8 protein-coding genes are annotated in these 13,179 nt (G+C 59.1%); 2 read left to right on the top strand and 6 right to left on the bottom strand.

Annotation, left to right across the window (positions count from 1 at the left end; genetic code table 11):
* Nucleotides 1–316 precede the first annotated feature (316 nt).
* The 4 genes from IHQ71_RS24430 to IHQ71_RS24415 all read right to left on the bottom strand — a co-directional run bounded on the left by IHQ71_RS24430 (nucleotide 317) and on the right by IHQ71_RS24415 (nucleotide 6,677).
* Complete coding sequence (locus IHQ71_RS24430) at nucleotides 317–2,143, bottom strand: heavy metal translocating P-type ATPase (RefSeq protein WP_258159003.1); 1,827 nt, start codon at nucleotides 2,141–2,143, stop codon at nucleotides 317–319.
* Between the two features lie 310 nt (nucleotides 2,144–2,453).
* Nucleotides 2,454–2,741, bottom strand: coding sequence for a chaperone modulator CbpM (locus IHQ71_RS24425; protein ID WP_258159002.1), 288 nt, complete (start codon nucleotides 2,739–2,741; stop codon nucleotides 2,454–2,456).
* Nucleotides 2,742–2,816: 75 nt separating this feature from the next.
* A complete protein-coding gene (locus IHQ71_RS24420) occupies nucleotides 2,817–3,635 on the bottom strand; it encodes a J domain-containing protein (RefSeq protein ID WP_258159001.1) in 819 nt (272 codons plus the stop codon).
* 243 nt (nucleotides 3,636–3,878) lie between these two features.
* Nucleotides 3,879–6,677: a cation-translocating P-type ATPase gene (locus IHQ71_RS24415; RefSeq protein WP_258159000.1), complete on the bottom strand. Its 2,799-nt coding sequence runs from the start codon at nucleotides 6,675–6,677 to the stop codon at nucleotides 3,879–3,881.
* A 255-nt stretch (nucleotides 6,678–6,932) separates the two neighbouring features.
* Between IHQ71_RS24415 and IHQ71_RS24410 the strand changes: the two genes are divergently transcribed.
* Both IHQ71_RS24410 and IHQ71_RS24405 read left to right on the top strand, forming a co-directional pair.
* The gene (locus tag IHQ71_RS24410) at nucleotides 6,933–8,729 is read left to right on the top strand and encodes an acetate/propionate family kinase (protein ID WP_258158999.1); all 1,797 of its coding nucleotides are present in this window, start codon (nucleotides 6,933–6,935) and stop codon (nucleotides 8,727–8,729) included.
* Between the two features lie 240 nt (nucleotides 8,730–8,969).
* Nucleotides 8,970–11,369, top strand: coding sequence for a phosphoketolase (locus IHQ71_RS24405; RefSeq protein ID WP_258158998.1), 2,400 nt, complete (start codon nucleotides 8,970–8,972; stop codon nucleotides 11,367–11,369).
* Nucleotides 11,370–11,755: 386 nt separating this feature from the next.
* Here IHQ71_RS24405 and IHQ71_RS24400 read toward each other — a convergent pair whose 3' ends face one another.
* Together IHQ71_RS24400 and IHQ71_RS24395 are read right to left on the bottom strand one after the other, a co-directional pair.
* The gene (locus IHQ71_RS24400) at nucleotides 11,756–12,274 is read right to left on the bottom strand and encodes a calcium-binding protein (RefSeq protein ID WP_258158997.1); all 519 of its coding nucleotides are present in this window, start codon (nucleotides 12,272–12,274) and stop codon (nucleotides 11,756–11,758) included.
* A gap of 597 nt (nucleotides 12,275–12,871) precedes the next feature.
* Complete coding sequence (locus IHQ71_RS24395) at nucleotides 12,872–13,093, bottom strand: hypothetical protein (protein ID WP_258158996.1); 222 nt, start codon at nucleotides 13,091–13,093, stop codon at nucleotides 12,872–12,874.
* Nucleotides 13,094–13,179: the final 86 nt, after the last annotated feature.

Raw genomic sequence — 13,179 nt, 5'->3', positions numbered from 1 at the left:
GATTTGAGACCTGATGTTTTTGCGGGCCTTGCCTGCTCAACCGTTCCGACCGCTCCTCCGCAGTCGGCTACCACCTGAAACATACTCCAACTTCCCCGCTTGAGCAACGGAACGGGCACGCTGCATCCGCCAACCCTTCAGCCATACCGCCTGAAGTAGAAACAGCGGTCGTCGGTGTCGCCTTTGCGCCTTCATCTCGGTCATAGAGTCCACAGGGCCGGCGGCTCGAAGGCAGACAATGCCACGGACTGCGACTCGGCATGTTCGCGCTAAAAGCGGACTTGTCCCGAGCCGACAACACGTTACTTAGCCTTGCCTATCTCAGTGCTCGCAAAGCATTAAGAATAACCGCCACATCGATGACCTCCTGAAACAGTGCTCCCTGAACTGGCGGCAGGTAGCCAAACGCGGCGGCAGCCATCGCCCCCAGCGAAAGCCCCAGACCCGCGACAACGCTCTGGAATGCGATCATGCGGCTGCGGCGGGCGATCGCCATTGCCTCGGCGAGTGGGCCCAGTTCATCGATAAGTAAAACAACGCCTGCGACCTCCGATGACGAGGCGGTACCGTGAGCACCCATGGCGACACCAACATCGGCTGCTGCAAGGGCCGGAGCATCGTTAACCCCATCGCCAACCATCATTACCGGACCGTCGTGTTCGGCGCTGACTGCTGCAACCTTTGCATCCGGCGAGAGGTCGCCCAGAATAAGATCGACACCTAGCAACGCGCCGGCGTCTTGTGCAATATCTAGCCGGTCACCCGAGGCGAGCACAATTCTGGAAACACCGGACTGGCGCAACTCCCTGATGACCGCGCCGGCATCCTTGCGAACGCGGTCTGCCAAAACAATAACGCCCGCTAGTTTGCCATCGACCGACACCGCAACGGTCATTGAAGAAGGCCGGACCCCCGCCATGAGGTTGCGGGGATCATTGCCTGTGCAGCGCTCGTGAACAAAACTGTTTCCGCCGACGACGATCCGTCTGCCTTCGACGGTCCCCTCAATTCCAGTGCCGGGTACCTCAGCCACGTCTAGCGGCGCAGTTAACGAAAGACCGCGAGCGGCCGCCTCGCGGATCAGTGCGGTCGCGACGACATGTCCGGAGGCCTGATCGAGACTGGCGGCCAGCCTCAGTGTTTCAGCCTCCGAGCCGATCACGGTGACTTTGATATCGGTGACTTCAGCCTGTCCATGTGTGAGCGTTCCCGTCTTGTCGAGGATGACCGTACGCACCTTGGCAAGCGTTTCGAGTACAGCACCGCCCTTGATGAGGACGCCGATACTGGCCGTGCGTGACACGCCCGCGATTAGCGCGACGGGAACTGCAAGAATAAGCGGACAGGGAGTGGCGGAAACCAGGACAGCAAGGACACGACTGGTATCTTTGGTCAACAGCCAGGTCGCTGCCGCAATTGCGATCGTCAGAGCCAGAAATCCAAGGGCATACCGATCAGCCATTCGGACCATCGGAGCCTTGCTGGCCTGTGCTGATTCCACCAGCCGAACGATGCCCGCGTAAGTGCTTTCCGCAGCGGGTCGGCTGGCAATCAGGTCGAAAGGTGGTCCTGCGGATGTGGAGCCGCTGAGCGCCTCCTCGCCTTTGCGAAGGTTGCGCGGCAGGGACTCTCCTGTCAGGGCGGAGAGATTGAGAACTGCGACATCACTCACGATGCGGCCGTCAACGGGCAGCACTTCACCCTGTCGGATCAGCAGTCGGTCCGCAGGCTTTACAGACGCGATTGGGACTTCCCTTAGTGTCACTCCATCGTAGAGCATAGTCGTGTGGGCAACGCGGCCCATCAAAGCAGTCATTTCACGTCGCGCCTTGCCTTGCGCAAAAGTCTCCAACAATTGGCCACTGGCATACATCATGGCGACAACATTGCCTGCCAGCGGTTCGCCGAATGCCAGTGCTGCCGACATCGACAGCGCGGCGATGACATCAAGACCGACGTCGCCTTTCCGAAGCGAATTGACTATTTGGAAGAAGAGACTGATAAGAATTGGCGCTGTGGCAACTGACCAGGCGATGTCCGCAGAGAACGGATCTACTATCCACCAGAGTACGCCCCCCGCCACCAGTCCAGCGCCAGCGATGGTCGCAAGCACATTTGCATAGCGTGTTTTGAAAAAATTCATATCGCATCAACCTAAGTTTCTTGTCGCAGCCACATGTGCCGCATGCACCATGCGCTTGTGCGGCTGCGAAACAAACCGCAACCTCGGGCAACATGGATTGGAAGCGCGACAGATATTGAAAAGGCTTGCCTAGGCTCAACACAGTGTTCGGCATAGGCAATCACCGTATGGCACGGTCGGCTTTGATTTCGCCCCAGAGATCGTGGAACGGCAGGTCTGCAAAAGCTGCCTGCTCCATCTTAATACGTGTTAGTCTCACCCTGGCGGCGAGGGTTGGAGTTGGTCGGAAACTACCTATGAGATCGAACGATCACTCAAGTTGCTCGTCTTCCACCAGGCGCAACGGCAGCGCATGTGGCATCAGCATGCTGAGCATCGAGCGCAAGCCATGCACCTGATCGACCAGATTCAGGATGGCGCCGACGCCCTCATCGTTCACCCCGAGCCGTTGCGTCAGATCAACAATGAGCGCCGCGCGGGCGAGATCGATTTCTGAAAACTCCAGGTCCGCGAGAAGGCGGTTGGGCAACAGCCATTCCTCACCGATCCAGATCTCCAACGTGCCCTGATCGATTTGCGCGCGTTGGATGAAGTCCAACCTATTTATGATCATGACAGCATGTCCTTGCGGGGATTATAGTCGGGGCCGCTGTCCCATTGGGCGAAGAAAGCCTCAAGTTCCGCGTTGGGCGTGTTCGGCCAGTTGGTCGCCGTGGCCGCCTTGGCGGGGGCCCTTGCCCTTGAGCCGCATGACCGAACCGCTGTTCGATCCCTTTGGCACCACCAGCATCACGTCACCAGACGGAGTCGGGACCTTCAGCCGACCGCCCAGCATGGCTTCGGCAATCGTCACCGGCACGGTGATATGGATATCATCACCGTTGCGTACGAAAAAACGATGCGGATTAATGGAAATCTCCACTAACCCGTCGCCCGCGCCACCTTGTCCGGGAGATGCTTCTCCCTTACCCTTGAGCCGCAAGATCTTATCAGCCTGAATGCCAGGCGGGATTGTCAGGTCGAGCGATCCTCCATCGGGCAGGGAAATTCGTTTCTTTCCGCCATTGACCGCTTCGAGGAAATCGATGGTGAGCTTGTAACTGATGTCGCTGCCGCGCGCGGGGCGAGATCGGCGCTGGCCCTGACCAAACATGTTGGCAAAAATGTCTTCGGCGCCCGCAAAGTCAGAAAACCCCGAATTGTTTTGGTAGGGATTGCCGGTCGATGCGCTGGCGGCATAGTCCTTGTAATACGGTCGGGGCGGCGGCTCTGCACCGGACGCATCGATCTCGCCTTTATCAAAACGCGAGCGTTTGATCGGATCGGAGATAATTTCATTGGCCGCCGAGAGCTCCTTGAAGCGTTCCTCAGCCTGCTTATTTCCCGGGTTGAGATCGGGATGCAATGTCTTGGCAAGGCGACGGTATGCTTTGCGGATATCGTCATCAGACGCCGTCGACAGCACACCGAGGGTTTCATAGGGACTCTTCATCAGCATCTCCCCCGCGCTAAGGATGTCTGGTCAGCGCCCTCGTTGAACAGGACACGCAACTTAACGCTCAGGAGCGCGACTGTATAGGTTCGGAACCTACCCAGACCAAGGCATTTTCGGGTGCATATGAATTGAATGTTTCAGACCTAATCCTGTGCCTGCTCGCTCCCCGTTGTCCGATTATTTCATAACCTAAAGCCTGCGCGGCGGCTGAGGGTGCATACGAGATATGTGTCCTTTGCCTCAGCGCCGTAGCACCCATTTGCGGATCTCGCCGAACCCAAGGACGCTACTGCCCATGGCTATGCAGACGAGCCACTGTTCAAGCGGCATGGGTACTGTTCCGAACGCCACGTTCAGCGGTGCGAAGTTGACGACCGCTACCTGGAGCAAGAATGACACTCCAATGGCTGCCCACAACCACCGATTTGTGAACTTATGGTGGAAAGCGCTTGTCGTCTCAGAACGTGCGTTGAAGCAGTTGAATAGTTGAGCAAGAACAAGAACGGTGAACCCGGCAGTGCGTGCCTGATCAAGACTTTGCGTGCCTTCAATGAGCCCCCCCGGCAGGTAAAGATCGATAGTGAGGAGCGTCGTCAGCGCCATTACAAGGCCGATTGCGATCACTCCTTGCCACATGCGCGCGTCGATGGCGCGCTCGTTCGCCTTGCGAGGCGGACGCGCCATCACATCGTCGGTTTCAGGATCGATGCCCATTGCGAGCGCGGGACCAGAGTCGGTGATCAGATTGATCCAGAGGATTTGGGTCGCCAGCAAAGGCAGCACCAGCTCGCCGCCGCCGCCGCCGCCACCCAGCCCGATCACGCCAGCCCCGACGACGCCAAGGAACACTGTCAGAACCTCGCCCATGTTGGACGACAGCAGATAGCGGAGGAACTTGCGGATATTGTCGAAGATGGCGCGCCCTTCGCGTACCGCCTCGACAATGGTGGCGAAATTGTCATCGGCCAGGATCATCTTGGCCGCCTCCTTGGTGACCTCCGTGCCGGTGATCCCCATGGCGACGCCAATGTCTGCTGCCTTCAAAGCGGGAGCGTCGTTGACGCCGTCCCCCGTCATGGCCACTACGCTACCGTCGGCTTGCAAGGCATCAACAATGCGCAACTTATGTACGGGCGCCACGCGTGCATAGACCGAGGTCGTCCGTACCGCAGCCGCGAAACCAGCATCGTCCATCGCGTCCAGTTCGGCCCCAGTTAACGCCTTCGTCCCGTTTTCGACGATACCGAGCAGAGCCGCGATCCGCGCCGCAGTGCGTGGATGATCGCCAGTGATCATTATGACCCGGATGCCGGCGCGATGAGCAGCCAAAATCGCGACCGCCGCTTCTTCGCGCGGCGGGTCGATAATGCCCACAGTGCCCACGAAAATCAGGTCGTGCTCCAGCGCCTCGCTGGCTTGCGGGTCTTCGTCGGCTCCCAGGGGCCGATAGGCGACCGCCAAAGTCCGCAACGCCTCGTCCGACAGTCGCTCCACATCGGCATGCGCGCGTGCACGCTGCGCCTCATCGAACTGAGCAACGTCCATGCCTATTCGGATGCGATTGCAGTGCTGCATCAACACGTCGGGCGCGCCCTTGGAGATGAGGATACGTTCGCCGCCATGCTCGTGGTCGAGCTCGATGGTCGACATCATCTTTCGGTCGGAACTGAAGGGGATCTCACCGATGCGTTCGAAGCGTCTCTGGCGTCGGTCCCCCACGCCCAGCTTGCGCTCCGCCACGAGAAATGCGGCTTCCGTTGGATCGCCCTGTATCTCCCAGGCTCCGTCTTCCGCCAGCCGCAGGGCGGCGTTGCCGGCCAGGCTGCCTCCGCTCAGTACGACGATCTGCTCGGCGCGAAGCGCTCCTTCGGGCGCTGGGCCTCCCTCGATCTCCAGGTGGCCTAGCGGCGCATAGCCAACGCCCGTCACGCGGCTGCCGCCCGACGCAGTCATGATTCGCTCGATCGTCATCTCGGACCGAGTGAGCGTGCCGGTCTTGTCAGAGCAGATGACGGAGGCCGAACCGAGGGTCTCCACCGACGAGAGCGTCTTGACGATTGCATTGCGGTTGGCCATGCGCTGGACTCCAAGCGCCAGTACGAGAGACAGGATTGCCGGAAGACCTTCCGGCACGGCTGCCACTGCCAGCGATACGCCCAGCAAAAGCACGGTGATGACATCGGAAGGGCTTTGTATATCGGATATCACCAGCACCGTGGCGACCACGATGACGGCGATGACGACGACGGCAATGCCGAGCGTGCGTCCAATCAGCGCCACTTCCTTCTGCAGTGGTGTCGGCTGCTCCACCGCGGCGTCGAGCATCGTGGCGATAGCGCCCATCTCGGTCTGCATGCCAGTAGCGGTGATGACGGCGCGACCGGTCCCCTGAACGATCGCTGTGCCCTTGAAAACCATGCAGAAACGATCGGCGAGCGGACCGGGATCATTCAGGGCGGCGGCGTCTTTTAAAACGGCCTCGCTTTCCCCGGTAAGCGATGCTTCCTGCACGCGAAGGCTCGCAGCGAGCAGAAGCCGGCCGTCGGCGCCAACGGAGTCGCCTTCCTCCAGCAGCAGGACGTCGCCCGGGACCAACTCTGCGCTCGGGATGCGCCTTCGTTCCCCGTCGCGCAGCACTGAAGAGGTCACGGCCGTCATCCGCGCCAGCGCGGCAACGGCGTGTGCGGCCCTTGCTTCTTGCACGAATCCGAGAACGGCATTTGCCACGACGACCATGGCGATGACAATCGCATCTACCGGCAAACCTTCGCGGCCTTCGATGAGCCACGCCACAACGGCGACAACGATCGCGCCGAGCAGCAGATAAACGAGCGGGTCCCGAAATTGTGCAAGCACGTGTCGCCAGGCGGGCATCGGCGATACCGCCCGTAGTTCATTGGGACCAAATTCAGCTAGGAGCCTTGCTGCCTCCAATCCGCTCAGGCCGTTCTCGGCATTGCTGCCCAACTCTCGCGCTACAGTTTCGCCTGACAGGAGCGAGTAATCATCAAGTGAAGGAGACCGACCGTGTTCGTTCAAGAGACTACCCTTCCCCGCGCGCTTATCACGCCTTGCTCGGTAATCACTGTAGACAACAAAGTCGCCTAGGGCTCCTCATTCCTCGCGTAGATTGAACACGGCAGTTTCATTCAGGTGTGCTATGGGTTTGCTTCCAGCCGACGGTCAACCATCACACCCTGAGGTGACGAAGGGAATCAGCGATCACGACCATGCGGGGTCGGAGATCGGCGCCCCTTCGACATTGCGGAGCCGAGCTGGTTCGAAAGGCGCGTTGTGAAAATACTTGTGTTGAATTGCGGCAGTTCCAGCTTGAAGGTCGGCGTTTTCGAAATTACGGAAAAGGCGACCGAGATATTCAAAGCGGGTTACGAGAAATTTGAGGCCGGGCGCTGTTCTTACAAGATTACCAAGGACGGTGCGATCGAAACCGGGGAAGCGCCGTTTGGTGACATTGCCGCCGCCCTGGTTGCGCTCCCGCGAATTCTTGATGGCCATGGAGTTGCCCAACTGGAAGCGGTCGGCCATCGGATCGTTCATGGGGGCGAAAACTTCCGAACGACGGCTGTTCTCGACGAAGCTACCGTTGTGGCGATCGAGGCGCTGACGCCTCTGGCGCCGCTACACAATCCCGCAAATCTTCTGGCTGTGCGCATTGCAAAGCAAGTCTGGCCGAACCTGCCTCAGGTCGCTGTCTTCGATACTGCATTCCATAGCACCAATCCACCTCGCGCTACGACTTACGCCGTACCAAAAGCTTGGCGCGATGCTGGTCTGCGGCGCTTTGGATTTCACGGCACGTCGCACAAGTATGTGGCTATCCGTGCCGCTGAGGAGATTGACGTGCCGCTGCGCGATCTCCAGATAGTTAGCGTGCATCTTGGCAACGGGGCCAGTGTCTGCGCGGTCAACCGTGGAGAGAGCATAGACACGTCGATGGGGATGACACCGCTCGAGGGATTGGTAATGGGAACGCGTTCCGGCGATGTCGATCCGGGCCTGTTTGGATTCCTGTCGCGGCAGCATGCGCTGTCGATTGTGGATGTTGAGGAAGCGCTTTATTCCGAAAGCGGGCTCAAGGGACTCACGGGTTCATCCGACATGCGAGACGTCGAAGATCGTGCCAGTGGAGGTGACGCTGATGCCCAGCTCGCCATCGAATTGTTCGCCTATCGCGCCCGAAAATATATTGGAGCCTATGCGGCGGCCATGGGTGGCCTCGATGCTGTCGTCTTTACCGGAGGCATCGGGGAGAACTCGCCGTCAATGCGCCGGCGCATCTGCGATGGACTGGAGTTCATGGGTCTGCGACTCGACCACGACCGCAACCAGTGTGTCGAACTAGCCAACCACGCTGCCCCGCAGATCCAGGCCTATGGTGCCAGAGTGCGGGTGATCGTCACCGAGACTGCCGAGCAGTTGATGATCGCCCAGGAAACGGCCGCCGCATTGGCACCGAAGGCAACGGTGCCCGAACCGATCCCCGTCGCGGTATCGGCCCGGCACGTTCACCTGTCCCGACCAGCTACCGAGGCCTTGTTCGGAGCTGGATACCAACTGACGCCCGCCATTCCGCTTCGCCAGCCTGGCCAATGGGCCGCGAGCGAGCGCGTCACGCTGGAGGGACCGAAAGGTCGCCTGGAGCGCGTCGCCATCCTCGGCCCCGAGCGTCCCCGGACGCAGATCGAAATTTCGAGAACGGACGGGTTTGCGCTCGGCATTGATGCGCCCGTTCGCGACAGTGGCAAGCTGGACGGTACGCCAACGGTTCGCCTCATTGGACCTTTCGGGAGCCTCAATGCCGACGGACTGATTGTGGCCGCGCGTCATATCCATACCAACCCGGATGATGCCGGACGCCTGGGCCTCGTGGACGGCATGCTCGTGGACGTTTACATCGGCGACGAGGAGCGCGGGCTGGTGTTCGGCAAGACGCTAATCCGTGTCGGCGCCGACTCCGTAACCGAGATGCATATCGATACTGACGAGGCAAACGCCGCCGATATCCGCGTTAGCGGTGAAGGATCGCTCGTTCCCGGTCTTCGTGCCGTCGCCGTGGCGAACAGAGATTAGCGGATCTATTGCAGGTCGCTGCTCCGTGCCGAAACGACTGGCGCGCCGGCGACGCTCGCCGGCTAGGCCACCACTGGCCGCAAGTCTCATGTCTGTCGCTTCGGCATTCGTCACGGCCGGATGGACCCAAGGACCGCTTGATGCGTTAGCTTCGATAGAGACGCCAAGAACGGTGCTTCGACTTCGCGGCCGAATCCGCCCCACCACGCAAATTTTCAGGTCTGCGAACCAGGAGTCAATATGAGCGATCCCCTGAGTGCATCTGTTGCACCTGCTCGTCTTTCGCAGCGCGAATTGCATGACATCGACGCGCACTGGCGGGCGGCAAATTATCTGACGATCGGCCAGATATACCTGATGGACAACCCATTGTTGCGCGAACCGCTTCGGATCGAGCATGTTAAACCAAGGCTCCTGGGCCATTGGGGTACATCGCCGGGCCTGAGTTTCATTTACGCACATCTGAACCGGATTATCCGGGCCCGTGATGAGAACGTCATCTACGTCTGTGGGCCTGGCCATGGCGGCCCGGCAATGGTCGCCAACACCTATCTCGAAGGCACGTATAGCGAGCTCTATCCAGACATCACGCTCGACGAAGGGGGAATGCGGAAACTGTTCCGGCAGTTTTCGTTTCCGGGCGGGATACCGAGCCATGCAGCACCCGATGTGCCCGGATCCATCCATGAGGGTGGCGAACTTGGCTATGCACTTTCACATGCCTTTGGCGCGGCTTTTGACAATCCGGATCTCATCGTCGCCTGCGTGGTCGGCGATGGAGAAGCGGAAACCGGGCCGCTGGCGGCCGCCTGGCATTCGAACAAGTTCCTGAACCCCGCACGCGATGGCGCCGTTCTGCCGATCCTGCATTTGAATGGCTACAAGATCGCCAATCCGACAATCCTGGCGCGCATCCCCGAGGACGAACTGCGGGCGCTGTTCATCGGCTACGGCTACGAGCCGCTCTTTGTCGAGGGGCACGATCCTGCGCTGATGCACGAGCGAATGGCAGTTGTGCTCGATCAGGCCATGGACAAAATTCATGACATTCGGACTGCCGCGCGGGGCGGTTCGGAACAGTCCTCCCGTCTCAAATGGCCGATGATCGTTTTGCGCAGCCCAAAGGGCTGGACCGGCCCGAAAGAGGTCGATGGCCTAAAGACTGAAGGGTTCTGGCGGTCGCATCAGGTCCCGCTTTCAGGGATTGCGAAAGATCCGGAGCATCTCAGGCTTTTGGAGGAATGGCTGAGAAGCTACCGGCCGGAAGAGCTCTTTGACGCAGCAGGCGCTCCTTTTGCATCAATCCGGGAAACGGCGCCGCAGGGACGGCGCCGGATGAGCGCCAACCCCCATACCAATGGTGGTCTTTTGCGCAAATCCCTCAATCTCCCCGGATTGCAGGATCATGCATTGGTAACCGGGCAACCAGGGTCTATGAAAGCCGAATCCACAAAAGCGATGGGCGTCTTCCTGCGCGCCGTGATGGAACTTAACGACGCAGCCAAGAACTTCCGCATTGTCGGTCCCGACGAGACGGCGTCCAACCGACTGCAGGATGTCTTTCAGGTGACAGAACGCGCGTGGATGGAGACGATCCTTCCGGAGGACGTTCATCTTGGGCGTGACGGCAGAGTCCTGGAAATCCTGTCCGAGCACACCTGCCAGGGTTGGCTGGAAGGCTACCTTCTGACCGGCCGACATGGACTGTTTTCCTGTTACGAGGCGTTCATTCACATCGTCGATTCGATGTTCAACCAGCATGCCAAGTGGCTGGATGCGTGCCAGGATATTCCGTGGCGGAGGCCCATCTCGTCGCTGAATTATCTGCTGTCGAGCCATGTCTGGCATCAGGAGCACAATGGTTTCAGCCACCAAGATCCGGGCTTCATCGATGTCGCGCTTAACAAAAAAGCTGACATCGTACGCGTCTACCTGCCGCCAGATGCGAACACACTGCTCTGCGTGACCGACCACGTCCTGCGCACCTGGAATCGCATCAACATCATCGTCGCGGGCAAGCCACCGTCATGGCAGTGGCTGTCCATGGACAAGGCGATCGTTCATTGCCGGGCAGGGATAGGCGTTTGGGACTGGGCTTCGACCAGGAATGGAAGCGAACCCGACGTCGTATTGGCGTGTGCCGGCGACGTTCCCACGCTGGAAACGCTGGCTGCGGTGCAGATCCTAAAGGAGCTTGCTCCGGATTTGTCCATCCGGGTCATCAACGTCGTGGATTTGATGACACTCCAGCCAAAGGAGCATCATCCGCATGGCCTCTCTGACAGGGAGTTCGACGCGCTCTTTACGACCGACAGGCCGGTCATCTTCGCCTACCACGGCTATCCTTGGACGATTCACCGCCTTACCTATCGCAGATCCAATCACGACAACATCCATGTGCGCGGCTACAACGAAGAAGGTACAACGACGACGCCATTCGACATGACCGTCCTGAACGGTCTCGACCGCTATCACATCGTGCATAGTGTTCTTGATTGGGTGCCGGAACTGAAGAGCGTCTGCGTTGGTCTGAAGCAGGTAATGGACGGCAAGCTGCTTGAGCACCGGGCGTACATTCGCGCGCACGGCCAGGACATGCCGGAGATCCGCGATTGGCAGTGGGTGGATGAGCGCATATGACGCCTAGCTAAAGCGCGCCAAGGCAGGATGATCGCATTTAACATTCGCCCGAGGCGGACAGGTTTGGACCGCCGGGAGGCGCAAAGAGCAGGCAGTCGGGCAATAAGTTCAAACGTGTCGTCGCAATGAGAACGCAGCAGAAGAACGACTGGCCCCGGGGTTGGATTCCGATCAAGGCGTGAGCGTGTGCGACCCCGTCGCCGCCACGCCATAAGCTACCGACCGCTTTTCGACAATGCTGCCGACAAGCGGACAGACCGTTTGCGGCCCCAAATCGGTCATTTGTTCTCTGCCGCCACCACGCTCGCGAACAAGAAAGCCGGGTTTGTAACCCCGGCTTATGTCGCAAAAATAGAAAGGTCACGATGTCCATTCTAAGGTGAGCGTTAGCCCTCAAACATAAATAGTTCGGCGCTGAGTTCGCTCTTCTTGACGCCCTCCAGGATCAGCACGTCGCCGAACTTGAAGTCGATGCGGACATCCTTGCCGTCCTGCTTGGCGTACTTCATGATGTCGTCGAAGCTGTCAATAGGCTGCATAAGGTTCATAATCTGGATATCGTCCATGTCTTCGCCGGACGTATTGATATCGGTGATGATATCCACGTCACTGCCTGGAGCGTACTTACCGCCGCCAGCCACGAAGATAAACGCGTCAGTTTCGGTGCCCCCACTAAGGACATCGTTACCGGCGCCACCATTGATAATGTCGAAACCTTCGCCACCCCAAATCCTGTCGTTGCCATCCCCGCCCAATATGCCGTCGTTGCCGAGGCCGCCCCACAGCTTATCGTTTCCGCCCATACCGCTGATGGTGTCGTGGCCCCCGAGCCCATCATAGGCATTGCTTTTCTTGGAGCCGGTGTATGAATCCGACTCTTCTGTACCCAATTTCTTCTTTGCCATGCGGTATTCCTCCATTAATGATCTTTGACCAGTAAACGGGAATGCCGAATACTACAAGTACGTGCTGAAACACTTCGATTTTCTCCGCTTGACTTAAAAGGACAGTGCCGTGCCCGAATACCGCAAAGTGAAGAAGCCAGCTGAGCTAATCGGCTCGCAACTCTCCAAGGAGGAAGAGGCTCTCATTGATGCCGACGGTAACGAGGCCGCGATCGGCACGGACCTCATCAACACCAAGCATGCCGGCCAGCTTGACTTATGGTATCAGCATGAACGAACGGTGGTCCGCGCTTCCCGCGACGGTAAGACAGTCGACGCGTGGTCGATGAAGGACTACATCACCCGCACGATTGCAGGACGTGGTATCTCGCCGCGGTCAATGGCTGAGCAACGCGCCAGCGCCCGAGAGCGCGGCTTTGACAGCAACTGGCAGAAGGAACGCGGCGTCCTCCTCGCCCAGCCCTGGATGGTTTCGTGGACGGTTGCGCCTTCCTGGTCGACGAGGCCGATGAACCGTCTTTGTTCGGGCGTCCATAGGAGATTGGCGCGCCGGATCGCACACCCTCGCGTCGCCATGACGCGAGGGTGCTCTATAAATCAGTCGACGTTAATCGACCCCTTGATGGTCACATCAGCATCGTTGTCCTCGCGGACGATGACCTTCTTCTTTTTGATGACGACGTCAGGGTCCTGTTTTTCCTTGATGACAATGCTGTTGGTGGGTTCCGGGTCGGTCTGCCGGATGATCACGTCGTCGGCATAGGCGAGCGTGGCGGTGGCGAAAGTGGCTGCAAACACAAGTGCGAGGGTCTTGGTCATCGCGGGTCTCCTTGTTTTCACGATGCGATGACAACGCGGCATTGTGGTAACTGTTCCAACGCTTCCCAACACCGGTTACAACCCTC

The sequence above is a fragment of the Rhizobium sp. TH2 genome (assembly GCF_024707525.1).
Lineage (GTDB): Bacteria > Pseudomonadota > Alphaproteobacteria > Rhizobiales > Rhizobiaceae > Rhizobium_E.
The sequence above is the reverse complement of the archived record's forward strand: the minus strand, read 5'-3'. Positions and strand labels throughout refer to the sequence as shown.